This window comes from Promicromonospora sp. NPDC057138, assembly GCF_042670845.1.
Classification (GTDB): Bacteria; Actinomycetota; Actinomycetes; order Actinomycetales; family Cellulomonadaceae; genus Promicromonospora.
In genome coordinates, this window is the sequence record NZ_JBHUUX010000023.1 from 33,508 (window position 1) to 48,856 (window position 15,349).

The following is a 15,349-nucleotide window of genomic DNA, read 5'->3' on the forward strand; positions in this document are numbered from 1 at the left end:
TGGTCGGCAAGCTGTCAGGTGGTCGGCATTCCGGGGTGCCGACTACCTGACAGTCTGCCGACCAACCGGAATGGATCCCGCGTGAGTCAGCAGGTCTGCCAGGACAGCCGTCAGGGCGCGGACGCCCGCTTCGCAGTCGGCCTGCTCCGCGAACTCGGCCGGCGAGTGCGAGATCCCTGTCGGGTTGCGGACGAACAACATCGCCGTCGGCACGCCGGCGGCGGCGAGGATGCCGGCGTCGTGCCCGGCGCCCGTCCCGATCACAGGAGCGGGCAGGTCCGAGCCCGGCCGCCCGACGACGTCGGCGAGCCGCGCCGCAAGCGCCGGGTCGAACACGGTGGCGGGCGTCCAGGACTCCTCGACGGGACGCCACGGCGCAAGCCCTCCGCCGAGTGCAGAGTTGGTTGCGGCTCCGGGCCCTGAAACCGCAACCAAGTCTGCAGTCGGCGCTGCCGCTGCGGAGTCTGCAGTCGACGAGGTGCCCAGCACTGCCCGGACCGCGTCCTCCGTCTCCGCGCGGGCGTCGATCCAGGCGCGCACGCGGGACGGGATCGCGTTGACGCCGTTCGGCTCGACCTGGACCTTGGCCAGCGTCGCGAGCGCCCCGGCGTGCTCGGCGGCCGCGCGGACGTCGGTGATGAGCCGCGCGAGGTCGAGCATCGGGTCGTGGCGGTGGGCCAGCGGCGTCGTGCCGGCGTGGTTGGCCTCGCCCGCGAGGTCGACGCGCCAGCGGCCGTGCGGCCAGATCGCAGCGCCGACGGCGACCGGCGCCGCCTCGTCCGACGGCAGGTCAGCCAGGTACCGGCCCTGTTCCACGTGCAGCTCGACGAAGACGCCGATCCGCGCGACCGCCTCGGGGTCATTGCCGTAGTGCTCGAGCGGCACTCCGCCGACGCCCCCGTGGGTCGAGCTTGTCGAGACCGGTCTCGACGAGCTCGACCCACGGTGCGTCCCGCCGCCGACCCGCCTCAGCACATCCGCGAGGCTGTCTCCCGCGCCGTCCCGCAGCGCGAGCAGCCGGTCCGCGCCGACGGTCCCGGTGACCGCTCGCGACCCGAGGCAGGCGAGCCCGAACCGGGCGCCCTCCTCGTCGGAGAAGTTCACGATCCCCAGCGGCCGTTCGGGGCGCACACTCGCGGCCCGCAGGGCGTCGAGCGCCGCGAACGCGCTCGCCACCCCGAGCGGACCGTCGAACGCGCCGCCGCCGGGCACCGAGTCGAGGTGGCTGCCGGTCACGACGCCCGGCCCGTCGGCGTCCGGGTCGCCCCACCACGCCCACTGGTTCCCAGCGCGGTCGGTCACCACGGAGAGCCCGCGCGCGGCGGCCTCGGCGGCGAACCACTCGCGCAGGGTCAGGTCGTGCGCGGTCCAGGCGAACCGCTCGTACCCGCCGGCCGCGGCCCGCCCGACGTCGGCGATCCCGTCGAGCAGAGACCCGACTCCGGTCACGACGTCTCCCGCATCGGCACGCGCAGCCCGCCGCGCTCGGCGGCCGCGACGGCGTCGTCGTACCCGGCGTCGACGTGCCGCAGCACGCCCGTCGCGGGGTCGTTGGCGAGCACTCGCGCGAGCTTCTCGGCGGCCAGCGGCGTGCCGTCGGCCACCGACACCTGGCCGGAGTGCAGCGACCGCCCCATGCCGACGCCGCCTCCGTGGTGGATCGAGACCCACGTCGCGCCCGAGGCGGTGTTCATCAGGGCGTTCAGCAGGGGCCAGTCGGCGATGGCGTCCGAGCCGTCCGCCATCGACTCCGTCTCGCGGTAGGGGGAGGCGACCGATCCGGAGTCCAGGTGGTCGCGCCCGATGGCGAGCGGCGCGGAGATCTCGCCCGAGGCGACGAGCTCGTTGAACCGCAGCCCCGCGACGTCGCGCTCCCCGTGCCCGAGCCAGCAGATGCGGGCGGGCAGCCCCTGGAAGGCGACCCGGTCCTGGGCCGCGCGGATCCACCGGCCGAGGTGGTCGTTGTCGGGGAACAGGTCGAGCACGGCCTTGTCCGTCACGGCGATGTCGCGCGGGTCCCCCGACAGCGCCGCCCAGCGGAACGGCCCCTTGCCCTCCGCGAACAGCGGCCGGATGTACGCGGGCACGAAGCCCGGGAAGTCGAACGCCCGGTCGTACCCGCCGAGGCGGGCCTCGTCGCGGATCGAGTTGCCGTAGTCGAACACCTCGGCGCCGGCGTCCTGGAAGCCGACCATGCCCTCGACGTGCCGGGCCATCGACTCGCGCGCCCGGTCGGTGAATCCCGCGGGGTCCTTCTCGGCCTCCGCGGCCCAGTCCTCCAGCGCGACGCCCGACGGCAGGTACGACAGCGGGTCGTGCGCCGAGGTCTGGTCCGTGACGATGTCGATCTCGACGCCCCGGCGCAGCAGCTCCGGCACGACGTCGGCTGAGTTGCCGACCACGCCCACCGACAGCGCGCGGCGCTCCTTCTTCGCCGCGAGCGCCAGGGCGACGCCCTCGTCCAGCGACTCCGCGACGACGTCCAGGTAGCGCGTCTCGACGCGGCGGTGCAGGCGGGCCGGGTCGACGTCGACCACGAGGCAGACGCCGCCGTTGAGCGTCACGGCGAGCGGCTGGGCGCCGCCCATGCCGCCGCAGCCGCCGGTCAGCGTGATGGTCCCGGCCAGGGTTGCCTCCCCGGTGATCGAGCTTGTCGAGATCTTCGCCGCCACCGCCGCCAGCGTCTCGTACGTGCCCTGCAGGATGCCCTGCGAACCGATGTAGATCCACGACCCGGCCGTCATCTGCCCGTACATGGTCAGGCCGAGCTGCTCCAGGCGGCGGAACTCCGGCCAGCTCGCCCAGTCGCCCACGAGGTTGGAGTTGGCGATGAGCACGCGCGGCGCCCACTCGTGCGTCCGCAGCACGCCCACGGGGCGGCCCGACTGCACCATCAGCGTCTCGTCCTCGCGCAGGTCCGTGAGCGAGCGCACGATCGCGTGGTAGCTCGGCCAGTCCCGCGCGGCGCGGCCGGTGCCGCCGTAGACGACCAGGTCGTCGGGCCGCTCGGCCACCTCGGGGTCGAGGTTGTTCATCAGCATGCGCAGCGGGGCCTCGGTCTGCCAGCTCCGGGCGGTCAGGGTGGTCCCGCGCGGTGCGCGGACGGCGACGGGGGTCCCCCGGTCGTACGGCTGGTTCATGGTTGCGTCTCCAGTCAGGGGTACGGGTTCGGTCAGGTTCAGTCGAGGTGTCCGACGGCGGCGGTGGGTGCCGCCGCGATCGCGCCGGTTGCCACGAGCTGGACCACGTGCTCGATCTCGGGTGCGAGGTAGCGGTCCGGTCCAGGACCGGGCACGGCGGCGCGGACGGCGGCGTGCACCGCACCCGTGCCCGCCGCGGGGGCCTCCGTGCGGAAGTCGAGGGCCCGCGTCGCCGTGAGCACCTCGATGGCGAGCACGCGCGTGAGCCCGTCGACGGACCGGCGGAGCTTGCGCGCGCCGGCCCAGCCCATGGACACGTGGTCCTCCTGCATGGCGGAGCTCGGGATCGAGTCCACGCTGGCCGGGGCCGCCAGGCGCTTCATCTCGGACACGATCCCTGCGGCCGTGTACTGGGCGATCATGTGGCCGGAGTCGACGCCGGGGTCGTGCGCGAGAAACGCGGGCAGGCCCTCGGAGCGGGAGACGTCGAGGAACCGATCGGTGCGCCGCTCGCTCATGCTGGCCAGGTCGGCGGCCGCGATGGCGAGGAAGTCCAGCACGTACGCGACGGGCGCCCCGTGGAAGTTGCCGTTGGACTCCACCCGGCCGTCGGAGGTGACCACCGGGTTGTCGATCGCGGACGCCAGCTCCCAGCCGGCGACCGTCGCGGCGTGCTCCAGCGTGTCGCGCGCGGCGCCGTGCACCTGGGGCGCGCAGCGCAGGGAGTACGCGTCCTGGACGCGGGTGCACGCGGGGTTTCCGGCGTCGTCCAGCTCGCGGTGGCTCGCCATGAGCGGCGAGCCCGCCAGGATCCTGCGCATGTTCGACGCCGACGCCGCCTGGCCCGGGTGCGGGCGCATCGCGACGAGGTCCTCGGCGAACGGCGCGTCCGAACCGAGCAGGGCCTCGACGGACAGGGCGGCGGCGACGTCGGCCGTGGTGAGCAGGCGGCGCAGGTCGTGGAGGGCGAGGCAGAGCATGCCGAGCATGCCGTCGGTGCCGTTGATGAGGGCGAGGCCCTCCTTCTCGGCGAGCACGAGGGGCGCGATGCCGGCGTCGGCGAGGGCCTGAGCAGCGTCGACATCGCTGGTCGAGCCCGTCGAGACCACCCGCACCCGCCCCTCCCCCATCGCGGTGAGCGCGACATGAGCGAGCGGCGCGAGATCCCCGGAGCACCCGAGCGACCCGTACTCGTGCACGACGGGTGTGATCCCGGCGTTGAGCATCGCGGCATAGGTCTGCGCGGTGACCGGCCGGGCGCCGGTATGCCCGGTGACCAGGGTCGCGAGGCGCAGGAGCTGCAGAGCGCGCACCACCTCGGTCTCGACCTCGGGACCGGACCCGGCGGCGTGCGACCGCACGAGGCTGCGCTGGAGCTGGGCCCGCTTCTCCGCGGGGATGTGCCGGCGCGCGAGCGCTCCGAACCCGGTGGAGACGCCGTAGTGCGGCACGGCGTCGTGGGCGAGGTCGTCGATGACGGCGCGGCTGGTCGCCATCCGGGACAGCGCCGCCTCGTGGATCTCGACGGACGCGCCGTACCGGGCGACGGCGACCACCTGGTCGACGGTCAGCGGCGTGCCGTCGAGGACGACGTGCCGGGGCAGGTCCGGGGCGGCCGGGCGGGCGTCCGACGTCGGCCCCTCGTGGTGCAAGGTGCTCATGCGCTCATAGAACCCCGCTATCGGGTGCGTGGCGCGCCCGGAACCGCGGATAGAGTCTGGGATACCAGACAGTTCACCGGGAGGAAACAGTGGCCGGCAGCAGCGCCGTTCCCGCCGCCCGCACCACGGCCCGGCTGCTGACGTTCCTCGCGGCGCAGCCGGGGCCGGTTCCGGCGGGCGCGATCGCGCACGGCATCGGGTTGCCCCGCTCCAGCGTCTATCACCTGCTGTCGGTGCTGCGCGACGAGGGCTTCGTGCGGCACTTCCCGGACGAGCGCCGCTACGGCCTCGGCGTCGCCGCCCTGGGACTGGGCAGCGCGTACACCCGGCAGGCGCCGCTCACCCGGCTGGCGGCCCCGGTCGTCGCCCGCCTCGTGGAGACGGCCGGCGAGAACGGGCACCTCGCGGTGCTGAACGGCCGGGAGGTCCTGTACCTGGTGGAGCATCGTGCGGCGGGACGTCCGCCCCTGGTGACCGACGTCGACGTCCACCTCCCGAGCCACCTCACCGCCAGCGGGCGCGCGGTGCTCGCGCTGCTGCCCCCGGCCCAGGTCAGGGCGCTGTACCCGACGCCGGGGTCGTTCACCGACCTCACGGGATCCGGCCCGCGCACGCTGCGCGAGCTGCGAACGGTGCTGCGGGAGGCGCGGGAGCGGGGCTTCGCCGTGGAGGACGGCGAGGTGACTGCCGGGTTCGCGTCGGTGGCCGCCGCCGTCGTGGACCACACGGGACGGCCGGTGGCGGGACTGGCAGTGACGTTCCGCTCGGGTGCGTACGACGACGCCGGGCGAGGAGGGCTGGCGGAGCAGGCTACGCGGGCGGCGCGGGAAGTGAGTCGGCGGCTGGGGGCGCGGTGAGGTGGGGGCGAACTCACCCACGCAGTCTCTTGCGATCCTTCTGAATATCGTGCGGTCAAGAGGGTCCTGGGGGTCAACCCCCAACGACTCGCACCCCTGTGGCGTACTGAACCCAGGCACGCTGCCGTATCACCGTTTTTCACCCGCTACTTTCGGTGACAGCGCTGTCTACCCGTCGTTAGGTTCGCCGAGCGGTCCACAGGCGGACCTGGGTTACGGCAAGTTCAGCGAACGTTCCGTCGAAGGAGTATCTGTGCTACGTACACACAAGACTCGCCTCATTGCGGGAGCAACACTCTCTTTCAGTCTCTTGACGGCAGGGTCAACGCAAGCGGTCGCCGATGCTCCTGTGGTCGAGGTGGACCCAGCGCTGGCCACGGCACTGCCGGCCTTCGAGCTCGCCGCGCCCGCAGGGTACGAGCTCTCATCATCCGCTCAGGTGTACGTCGCAGCCTGGCCTACCGAGGTGAACGATGAGTCATTTCCAGACGGCGGCAAGGCAGACCTACACACAGTGGACGCCACGATGACGAACATCAGCGCTTCGGGTGCCACGATCAATATCGCACCCGAGACCATTCCGGCTGCGGCCGTCTATGAGGGTGGCCTGGTGGACTTCGAGGTCGACGTGGTCGACACCGCCGCAGGTTGGGAAGGCAGTACTTCGCTCACGGCACGCGCAACGGACCTGGGCGCGGGAGCCGTCTGGGCCGACCCGTTGTACGCGGTGGAGGACCTGGAAGCCGAGGGGGCAGGGGTTACGGCCGACGGTGGTGTCCCCGTCGCAACGGCGGAACTCACAGTGACAGCGGAGGGATCCGCGGCGGCGAAGGACATGGCACCTGCCGACTGCAACGTCTTCTATTCGACGACACTGCTCGGCCACCGCAATGTTTGGTCCCGAGTGGGCTCGACGTTCGTCAATAGTGACTGGGTAAGTGAGGCCGCGTTCGGCTTCGCCAGCGGCGTCGAACACACCTGGGAGTTCGGCATCGGTTCGTCGACTGACAACAGCTCTTTCTCGGCGAGTGGTACCAAGACGGTGAAGTCGGACTGGGGTTTCAACTTCGTGAAGAACAACAGTTTCAGAGCGTACAAGGTGCAGGTGGACTTCGGGCGGTATGAGATTCGCCGTACCTTCGACTGCGTCAGCGGCACTGACTACTTCTATAAGTTCCGGGCACGGTATACGACCGGTGGCGTCGAATCAGCGAGCCTCAGCAGCAAGCCGGACTACAGGAACTGTGCCCCACTCAACGCTACAGGTGAGTGGCATCGGGAATCGTCCAGCGGCAACGCGTACAAGGCCAGCGGCGGTATTGAGGCCGCCAGCGCGATCGGGATCAACCTCGATGCCGAGAGGCAGTATTCCGTCAGTAAGAAGTACACCTACTGGCCGAACTCGACCAACAAGAAGATATGCGGTGGCGACCTTGCGCCGGCCTACGCGTCGAACGTCGCGCTCTTCCTGCAGTAAGCCGGGATGCGGGACCGCGCGGACTCGTACCGCGCGGTCCCTGCCAATGCCTCATGAAAGGGTCTTCGCATGTCGTCCGCTCTTCGGGCAGCAACGCTAGCCGTCGCAGTGCTTGTTCTGACCACTGGTTGTCAGGCGGGCTCTGCTGCCACAGTGCACAGTGACGATGACCAGCATCCGATGGCCTTGTACGCGGGCAGTGGAGGCTTTGCGTCATCCGCTGACCAACGAGCGCCTGACGGCACTTGGACAACAACATTCGGCTCAATTTTCCCTTGCGTTGCCAATGGGCCCGGGCCCATAGTGATCGACGGCGTCGACTGGATGAGCGACGAGGGCCTGCGGCCACTCTCCGTTCGGGTCTACCTCCGGACGTTTGACGACTCGGAATTCGACCCGGTCGCAAGCATGCTTGGCACCCCGCTCGATAACAACTACGAAGACTGGTCGGGGACTGTCCAAGAGGGCGTGGAAGGTTTCAAGGTCGAGCGCTCCTGCACAGAGAACATGGACGGCAAGGGCCAGACCGACGAGATGCTGGTCGCCGTGACGGCCGATGAGGGCGGTGCCCATGTCGGGGACTTCACGGTCCGCTACACCACGCCGGACGGGAAAAAATACGCCGTGGTCAGCGACTGGGACATGCACATCTGCGGCACGAAAGCCCCGAAGAACCTCTGCGACGGGAACCCCGAGACCTGAGTTCGGGCGCAGGCAACTTGTACAACAGCCGTAGATCGTGGCCGTGACCTGGGCTGATGTCTGGACGTGAGGCGGCCACCGCCAGCAGGATTCGTTGCTTGTGTGGAACAAGATCCCCGCGGCGGTGGCCGCGGGTCATAGTGAGCTGCGAACGGTCCTGCCCGAGGCGCGAGCCAGGGGGTTCGCCGTGGAGGACGGCGAGGTGACCACTGGTTTTGCGTCGGTGGCCGCTGCGGTGGTGGACCACACGGGGCGGCCCGTGGCAGGGCTGGCGGTGACGTTCCGCTCGGAGGCCTATGACGAGGCCGGGCGGGCATGGCTGGCGGAGCAGGCGACCCGGGCGGCGCGGGAGGTCAGCCGGCGGCTGGGGGCGCGGTGAGCCGGTTGGCGACCGTCAGCCTCGCTCGGCGACGAAGCGGCGCGTGACGGCGATGTCGCGGTCGCCGTACCCGGACGCGCACAGCTCGTCGAACGCCGCGCGCAGGGCGGCCCCGGCCGGACCTTGGATCGAGCTCGTTGCGGGTCAACGGGCCAGCCGCTCGACCACGGCACCGTAGAGCCACGGCGCCCGCGACGCCGCGGGCACGATAGCCCCACGGGCAGGACTCGATGCCCAGGCGAGCAGCCCTGTGGTCAGCGCGCGGTAGTCGCGGGTCACCGTCCGCCACGCACTCTCGTACGCGTCGGCGTCACCAAGATGGCGGACGGCGGCGTCCGCCTGAGCGAGCCCCACGCGAACCCCCTCACCGGTCAGGGCGTCGACGTAGCCCGACGCATCGCCCACGAGCCGCACCCGTCCGGCGGAACGCCGCCGCGACCGACGGCGCAGTGGTCCCGCGCCGAGCAGCGTTCCGGCGGCCGTGGCGGAGGCGAGCCGTGCACTGAGCTCCGGGAACTGCGAGCGCAGCAGCGCGTCGAACCCCGCCTCGTACACCGCTCGAGACCCGAGCAGCGCGACGCCGACGGCGTCGGCGGCGACGGGTGTCACGTACGCCTCGGCGTGCGGCGCCCAGTGCACCTCGACGAGATCGGTCCACGGTGGCACCTGGAAGTGCCGGCGCAGGCCGTAGCGGTTGCGCGCCGGCTGGCCGCCGGGCTGCCCGGAAGCGACATCCAGCCCCGCCAGCCGACGAACCGTGGAGTGCAGGCCGTCGCACCCGAGCACCCAGCCGGCGCGCACCGTCACCGGAGCTCTTCCCCCGCCGGTGCCGTCCGCACGACCGCCGGGGGCCACCTCGACCTCGACGCCTGTGGCGTCCTGCCGCAGGGCCTTGATCCTGCCGTACAGGAGTGGCGCACCGACGTCGGCGGCGCGCTTGCTCAGGGTCTCGTGCAGTGCGGTGCGACGGACGCCTCGGCCGGTCCCGGCAGCGAACTGGTGGTCGGCGTGTCGGCCGGGTGCCCGGTAGCTGATCCCGGAGAGCGGATGGCCGGGTGGGTCGGCGCCGAGCGCCTGCACGGCACGCAGGGCGCCGGGGAGCAGTCCCTCGCCGCATGCCTTGTCGAGGGTGCCTGTCCGTCGGTCCACGACCAGCACGTCCAACCCGGCCGCCCGCGCGTGGATGGCCGCCGCCAGCCCGACCGGCCCGGCCCCCACCACCACGAGGTCCGTGTCCGCGCCGCCGTGGCTCATGATGCTCACCGCACCCCGGGTGCGGCCAGCCGGAGTGCCCGGTCCTCGGCCGGGATGCGGAAGCGGGTCAGCAGCACCAGGTTCAGCAGGGTGAACCCGAGCGCCGTGACCCAGGAGGTGTGCACCATCGGGAGCGCGACGCCCTCGACCACCACTGCCACGTAGTTGGGGTGGCGCATCCACCGGTATGGGCCGGCGGAGACGAGCGGCAGCCCCGGCACCACGATGATGCGGGTGTTCCAGCGGTGGCCGAGCGTGGCCACGCACCACCACCGCAACACCTGGCTCGCCACCACGAGGACGAGCATCGGCCAGGCCAGCCACGGCAGGAACGGCCGGTCGGCGAGCACCACCTCGGCGACGCACGCCACCAGCAGCCCGCTGTGCAGAGCAACCATCGCCGGGAAGTGCCCCCTTCCGGACTCGACACCGCCGCGGGCGAACGACCACCGGGCGTTGCGGGTCGACACGACGAGCTCGGCGAGGCGTTCGACCGCGGTGGCACCCACGAGGGCGACATAGAGCCCCAGCATCTCAGCGGCCGTCCAGCTGCAGCAGCACAAGCTCGCACGACACGCCCGGGCCGAAGGCCATGAGCACGACCGGTGAGCCCGGCGGGGCGTCGGATCGCGCGAGAGTCCTGGCCAGCACGTCGAGCACGGACGCGGACGAAAGGTTGCCCGCGCAGGCAAGGCTCGCCCGGCTCTCGCGGACGGCTTCCTCGGGCAGCGCGAGGGCGTCGCGCACGGCATCGATGACCCGGGGCCCGCCTGCGTGCACCACCCAGGTGGGCACCATGTCGGGCGCGAGGCCGTGCTCGGCGAGCAGGCCCTTCACGTCGGCAAGCAGGTGCGCGCGCAGCAGGTCCGGCAGGCCGGCGGAGAGCACGATCGCGAACCCGGTGTCGCGCACCTCCCAGCCGAGCGCGGCCGTGGTGCCCGGGTACAGCCGCGAGCGGGTGTCGATCACCCTCGCGGTGCGCCGCCGACGGGCCGCCGTCGGCGGCGCGGCGGCACGCGGCGACGTCGGCGGCGCCAGTGGGTGTTCCCCGCCCACGACGACGACTGCTGCCGCGCCGTCGCCGAACAAGCCGGAGGCCACCAGGTTGGCCGTGGAGTCGTCGCCGTGCTGGAGGGTCAGGGAGCACAGCTCGACCGACACCAGGAGAGACACGTCGCGCGGCCGGCCCAGCAGGTGGTCGTGCACGCGCGCCAGCCCGCCGGCGCCACCCGCGCAGCCAAGGCCGAACGACGGCGTGCGCCGCACGTCGCTGCGCAGGCCGAGCCGCTCGGAGAGCAGCACGTCCAGCGATGGCGCCGCCACGCCCGTCACCGAAGTGGCGAACACGTGGTCGACGTCCCCCGGCTCCAGTCCGGCGGCGGCCAGCGCCCGCCGACACGCCTGCTCGGCCAGCAAGGCGCCCTCGCGGACGAAGACCGCGTTGGCGGCGCGCAAGGAACGCAGGCTCGCGTACTGCTCGAGCGGCAGCACCAGGTGACGGTGGTCCACGCCGGCCCCCGCGTGCAAGCGGCGCAGCAATGCGGACCGTGCCGGATCTGGCGCCACGATCGGCCCGAGGACCGCGGTGATCGCCTCCTGGGCGTACACGTGCTCGGGCAGGACCGACTCCACTGCCAGGACGCGCGACATCTAAGCATCGTGACGTACGACCCGAATACCCGCGCGGGGAGAACCCGCCAGGACTAGCGTTCCGCTCATGATGCACGGCAACGAAGCCCGCCGCCTGGCCCGCGGCCTCGTGCTCGCGAGCCACGCTGCTCCGGCTGCCGTCGTGACCCTTCTGGCTGCCGCGCTCGCCGCGGCCCTCGGCTCCGCATGGGGCACCTTGGCGCTCATCACGGTGGCGGTCGGAGCCGGTCAGCTCTCTGTCGGGTGGTCCAACGATTGGATCGACGCTCCTCGCGACGTCGCCGTCGGCCGAACCGACAAGCCCGTGGTGGCAGGGCTCCTCACCGCGCGCACGCTGCGCGTCGCCGCGCTCGCGGCGCTCGCCGTGTGCGTCGCCTCGTCGCTGGCGCTGGGCGTCGTGCCTGGGGCCGCCCATCTCGTAGCGGTGGGTGGGGCGTGGGCGTACAACGCCGGTCTCAAGAAGACAGCGTGGTCCTGGTCGCCCTATGCGCTGTCGTTCGGGCTGCTGGCGGTCTTCGTCGTGCTCGCGGCGCCCGGCCCACGCGTCCCGGCCGGCTGGGCGGTCGCAGCCGCGGCACTGCTGGGCGTAGGAGCGCACGTCGCGAACACCCTGCCCGACCTGGACGACGACGCCTCGACGGGCGTTCGGGGTCTGCCGCACCGGCTCGGTCGCCGCACGTCCGGCGTGCTCGCCCCGTGCCTCCTGGTGGTCGCGGTCGCCGTGGTGGTCACCGGCCCGAGCGGTGCCCCGAATCCAGCCGTCTGGATGGGCGGCGGCGTCGCCGTCGGCCTGGCTCTTGCCGCGGGCGCCGTGGCTGTCGCCCGGCCGCACAGCCGCGCGCCGTTCGGCCTCAGCATGGGCGTCGCGGTGGTCTGCGTGGTGCTGCTGGCCCTGGCCGCAGCCGACATCGCGGTGGTCCCCTGACCCGGTCGGGAGATCAGCCGGCGGCTGCGGGCGCCGTCCATCCCATCGGGGGTAGCGTCGAAGAAAAGGGAAGGCACCATGGCCAACGTCGACAAGGACGCCGATCTCGCCGTACTCCTGCGCATCGGCAACAGCTGGTCACGGGACGTCTCGGACGATGGGTTGTACCTCGCGCGCGGCTACTGGCGCGTGGCCGCCGAGAAGGCAACACGGGTCACCCGAGCGGTCGCGGTCGCTGACGGCATCGTTCGAGGCGTCTTCGATGTCCACGCGTGGCACCCCGCGCCTCCTCGCGGCGACGAGGGCCGGATCGCGTTCGACGGAACGCCGGCCACCGAGAGCGCCGAATGGGTCGGGACCGATGTCTCGAGCATCTTCTCGCCCGGTTCGCAGAACCCGGTGCGGTACGTCCTTGCCGCCGACCTGGACCGAATCCTGACCAGCCGGAGGTCGCGGCACGTCGGCGACGATGACCTCGCCGCGGCGGTCCGGGTCGAGGAGCCGACGACCGCCGAGCAGGTGACCCCCATCGTGGAGGCCTTTGAGTCCGACGTCGTCTGGCACATGGCGCGTGGCGCTCCCGAGCGGTTCCACAGCAACCTGCTCGGCTTCCTGATGAGCACCTACCCCGACGCCACCGCGCCGCTACGCCGCCTCTTCACGCCGGCGTCCTCCGGCGGCGAGCTGACCGTGTGGCGCGAGTGGCGACACATCGACGTCGTCGCAGAAGGCCGAGGGGGGAGCGACCGGTTCGTGATCGAGATCAAGATCTACTCGATCCCCGATGCAGGGCAGCTCGAAGCCCTTGCCTCCGCACCGCTGCCGTGGTCGGCGGGCCACGGGGCACTCGGCGCACCGGACACGACCTACTGGTTGTTGACCCTCATGGAGCCGCCCTTCGTGCTCGCCGCCCCGTGGCGTCCTGTCCGGTTCGACGACGTTGCCCTCGCCCTGGACGCCATCACCCTGGACGTGCTCGGATCCGATCCCGAGCTGTTCGATCGCTACCGGGCCTTCGTCCGTCGACTCGTCGGGCTGAGGGATGCGATCGACCCGCGCAACCAGCTGGACGGGCCGTTCTGGGTGACCACAGCGCTCGGGGACTCCGTGCCCGGAAGTTGGCTGGGGCCGCTCCAGCGAATGCGCTTCACGGGGCTCGGCCATGCCATCGATCTGGAGCACGGCGGACACGTCGCCCTCAAGATCGACCTCACGCGCGGGACGGGCCTCGTGACCCACCTACGGCCGCTGGCGTCGAACATCAACCGGTCCGTGGGTTGGCAGGTGCAGGGCGATCAGCTCCGACTCGTCGCTCTCGTCCAGGACAGCGGATTTCTGGGCAGAGGCATCGAGCACAAGGCACGGAGGGCATCGATCGTCGAGAACGAGTACCTCAACTGGTTCGACTTCCACGCCGCACAGGAAACGCTCGGCGACCTGCTCATCCCCAGGGAGTGGGCGGCAGGGCAGTGGAATCACTACTACCCCAACTTCGTGTACCGCTACCGCAAGATCAAGCCGGGGACGACCACCCGGCAGCTCGCCACCGCCCTGGCTCGGATCACGTCACGCACCGACACATGGGCACTAGCGCACTGACAGCCGATGAACAGGCAGGTCAGCCGGAGGCTGGGCGCGCGACAAGTATCAGGCGGGGCGGAGGGTCAGCGTCCAGGCGCCGGGGGTCGTGCCGGTGAGGTAGAGGCGAGGGCCGTCCAGGGCGTCGGTGCCGCCCAGGAAGGTGAAGGCCTCACCGGGCTCATAGGTGCCGACCACGTCGGGCTCGGGATCGACCGAGGTCTCGATGACCAGGGCGTCGTCGCCGTTGCGCAGCTCGGCCGCGTGGCCGGCCATGCGGTAGACGTCGGTGGCGACCTGCTCGACGCCGGTCAGCGCACCGTCTCCCAGCGCGAGCTCCAGAGACCACCGCGTGGCCGCACCACTGGTCGTGACCTGCAGCTCGACGGCGCCCGGGCCGCCGCGCACGCCCGAGCCCCTGCGCACGACGACGTCGGTCACCAGCTCGACCTCGTCACGGGCTCGTTCGTCGAACGCCATCGAGGCGCTGAAACGTCCGTCGGAGACGAGCCGGTAGCGCCCGTCCGCACGGCGTCGTCCGTCCGCCATCGGCTGGTAGTAGCCGGCGGCGACGCGCTCGTGCAGGTGTGCGATGCCGTCGTCGGCGACCTGCAGGGCCTCGGCACGGAACGGGCCGAGCCCGAAGAACACGCGGGACAGCCGCAGCGACCGCACCACGGCGGCACCGGACCGGAACCTCAGGAACGTCGGGTCGCCCGCCAGGCCCGAACCGATATGACCGACGTGCGGTACGTCGGAACCGCCGTAGACGACGGACCGCACCTGCCCGTGCTGGGCTACCAGCAGCCCGACGTCGGCGAAGTGCCGGACCTGTTCCACGCTCGGCGGCGCGGGCGGGGCCGGGAGCGGAGCGTCGAGCTCGGGTTCGGTAAGCACCTCGAGCAGCGCGATCGCCGCCACCCCTTCGGTGCGCGGCTCCGACCGCGCGGCGCCGGCCGCGCAGGTGGCGCAGCCCCGCACGGCGAAGCGCCGCAGCTGGGTGTGGAAGACCTCCAACGGCATCTGCCCGCCCTGGTCCTGACGGCGCGAGAAGACCGTCTCGACGACGCCGTCGGCATCGGTCAGGTCGAGCTGGCTGTGCAGGTTGTCGTGCACGGCCTGAAGGAGGTCGGGCCGCTGCAGCCCCTCCGCCAGCACCAGCAGCGACGGGTTGCTCACGAACGCCGCGTAGATGGCGCTGCGCTCGGAGTAGAGGCCGTCGCGGTCGGCGTCGACCCCCTCAGCGAGCCACTGCCGCGCCCGGGCGATTGCCCGCTCGTCGACGTCGCGCAGCCGAACCAGCGCGGCGCTGACCTCCCACCGGTGGTTGGGCGTGTGCACACCACCGGTGACCAGCGCGGGGAGGGCTCGCTTGGCGATGCCCCGCAGCTGCTGCTCCAACGGAGCGAGCGCGGGGTCGCCGGCGCGCTCGAGCAGCGTGAGCGTGATGCCGACGTCGTTGAGGGTGAACGCGCTGTCCGGCGGGGACTGCAGGTTCCCGTCGGAGGAGAACAGCCCGCCGGCGCCCTGCAGCGAGGCGAGCCGCTCCGCGAGGGCGAGCGCGGTGTCGACCCGGCGGGACGCGGCCGCCCCTGGCCGCAGGATCCGCAGCGCGACGGCGGTCGCGACCATCCGCATGAGCTCACGGTGGTCGAGCGTGAGCGGATCCGGCTCGCGATCCCACCAGGGCTCGACGAGGTCGGCCATCCGGCCTGCGAAGTTCACG

The 15,349-nt window shown here is 71.8% G+C and carries 13 protein-coding genes; 6 read left to right on the top strand and 7 right to left on the bottom strand.

Annotation, left to right across the window (positions count from 1 at the left end):
- Positions 1-42: 42 nt before the first annotated feature.
- From ACFT2C_RS14510 to hutH, 3 genes are read right to left on the bottom strand one after another with little or no spacing between them, the layout of a single operon-like run.
- On the bottom strand, positions 43-1,449 hold the full coding sequence (locus ACFT2C_RS14510) for an allantoate amidohydrolase (protein WP_377207760.1): 1,407 nt from the start codon (positions 1,447-1,449) through the stop codon (positions 43-45).
- A complete protein-coding gene (locus tag ACFT2C_RS14515) occupies positions 1,446-3,140 on the bottom strand; it encodes a urocanate hydratase (protein WP_377207761.1) in 1,695 nt (564 codons plus the stop codon). Before ACFT2C_RS14515 ends, ACFT2C_RS14510 begins: the two co-directional genes overlap by 4 nt.
- A 38-nt stretch (positions 3,141-3,178) precedes the next feature.
- Positions 3,179-4,801, bottom strand: a complete 1,623-nt coding sequence (hutH, locus tag ACFT2C_RS14520) for a histidine ammonia-lyase (protein WP_377207762.1) — start codon at positions 4,799-4,801, stop codon at positions 3,179-3,181.
- 89 nt (positions 4,802-4,890) lie between these two features.
- On the opposite strand from hutH, the gene ACFT2C_RS14525 reads away from it, so the two are divergent.
- The 4 genes from ACFT2C_RS14525 to ACFT2C_RS14540 all read left to right on the top strand — a co-directional run bounded on the left by ACFT2C_RS14525 (position 4,891) and on the right by ACFT2C_RS14540 (position 8,216).
- Positions 4,891-5,658 (top strand): IclR family transcriptional regulator, encoded by a 768-nt coding sequence (locus tag ACFT2C_RS14525; protein WP_377207763.1) that lies wholly within the window; start codon positions 4,891-4,893, stop codon positions 5,656-5,658.
- Positions 5,659-6,007: 349 nt separating this feature from the next.
- Positions 6,008-7,135, top strand: a complete 1,128-nt coding sequence (locus tag ACFT2C_RS14530) for a hypothetical protein (protein WP_377207764.1) — start codon at positions 6,008-6,010, stop codon at positions 7,133-7,135.
- Positions 7,136-7,438: 303 nt separating this feature from the next.
- A complete protein-coding gene (locus tag ACFT2C_RS14535) occupies positions 7,439-7,837 on the top strand; it encodes a hypothetical protein (RefSeq protein ID WP_377207765.1) in 399 nt (132 codons plus the stop codon).
- A gap of 100 nt (positions 7,838-7,937) precedes the next feature.
- Entirely contained in the window at positions 7,938-8,216 is a 279-nt protein-coding gene (locus ACFT2C_RS14540) for an IclR family transcriptional regulator C-terminal domain-containing protein (RefSeq protein WP_377207766.1), read from the top strand.
- Between the two features lie 144 nt (positions 8,217-8,360).
- Here ACFT2C_RS14540 and ACFT2C_RS14545 read toward each other — a convergent pair whose 3' ends face one another.
- From ACFT2C_RS14545 to ACFT2C_RS14555, 3 genes are read right to left on the bottom strand one after another with little or no spacing between them, the layout of a single operon-like run.
- Complete coding sequence (locus ACFT2C_RS14545) at positions 8,361-9,470, bottom strand: NAD(P)/FAD-dependent oxidoreductase (protein ID WP_377207801.1); 1,110 nt, start codon at positions 9,468-9,470, stop codon at positions 8,361-8,363.
- A gap of 5 nt (positions 9,471-9,475) precedes the next feature.
- Positions 9,476-10,003 carry an isoprenylcysteine carboxyl methyltransferase family protein gene (locus ACFT2C_RS14550; protein WP_377207767.1) on the bottom strand — a complete coding sequence of 176 codons (528 nt, stop codon included), beginning with the start codon at positions 10,001-10,003 and terminating at the stop codon, positions 9,476-9,478.
- Position 10,004: 1 nt separating this feature from the next.
- Entirely contained in the window at positions 10,005-11,120 is a 1,116-nt protein-coding gene (locus tag ACFT2C_RS14555; protein ID WP_377207768.1) for a type III polyketide synthase, read from the bottom strand.
- 67 nt (positions 11,121-11,187) lie between these two features.
- Here ACFT2C_RS14555 and ACFT2C_RS14560 point away from each other — a divergent pair, with 67 nt between their 5' ends.
- Positions 11,188-12,045: a UbiA family prenyltransferase gene (locus ACFT2C_RS14560; RefSeq protein ID WP_377207769.1), complete on the top strand. Its 858-nt coding sequence runs from the start codon at positions 11,188-11,190 to the stop codon at positions 12,043-12,045.
- A gap of 78 nt (positions 12,046-12,123) precedes the next feature.
- Positions 12,124-13,644 (top strand): hypothetical protein, encoded by a 1,521-nt coding sequence (locus ACFT2C_RS14565; RefSeq protein ID WP_377207770.1) that lies wholly within the window; start codon positions 12,124-12,126, stop codon positions 13,642-13,644.
- A gap of 48 nt (positions 13,645-13,692) precedes the next feature.
- Here the strand turns inward: ACFT2C_RS14565 and ACFT2C_RS14570 are convergent, their stop codons facing one another.
- Entirely contained in the window at positions 13,693-15,348 is a 1,656-nt protein-coding gene (locus tag ACFT2C_RS14570) for a hypothetical protein (RefSeq protein ID WP_377207771.1), read from the bottom strand.
- Between the last annotated feature and the right edge of the window lies 1 nt (position 15,349).

What these genes read in the sequence shown, in the direction of transcription:
- ACFT2C_RS14550 (WP_377207767.1), bottom strand. Translation starts at nt 10,003, where the DNA reads ATGCTGGGGCTCTATGTCGCCCTCGTGGGTGCCACCGCGGTCGAACGC.
- ACFT2C_RS14545 (WP_377207801.1), bottom strand. Translation starts at nt 9,470, where the DNA reads ATGAGCCACGGCGGCGCGGACACGGACCTCGTGGTGGTGGGGGCCGGG.
- ACFT2C_RS14555 (WP_377207768.1), bottom strand. Translation starts at nt 11,120, where the DNA reads ATGTCGCGCGTCCTGGCAGTGGAGTCGGTCCTGCCCGAGCACGTGTAC.
- ACFT2C_RS14565 (WP_377207770.1), top strand. Translation starts at nt 12,124, where the DNA reads ATGGCCAACGTCGACAAGGACGCCGATCTCGCCGTACTCCTGCGCATC.
- ACFT2C_RS14515 (WP_377207761.1), bottom strand. Translation starts at nt 3,140, where the DNA reads ATGAACCAGCCGTACGACCGGGGGACCCCCGTCGCCGTCCGCGCACCG.
- hutH (WP_377207762.1), bottom strand. Translation starts at nt 4,801, where the DNA reads ATGAGCACCTTGCACCACGAGGGGCCGACGTCGGACGCCCGCCCGGCC.
- ACFT2C_RS14560 (WP_377207769.1), top strand. Translation starts at nt 11,188, where the DNA reads ATGATGCACGGCAACGAAGCCCGCCGCCTGGCCCGCGGCCTCGTGCTC.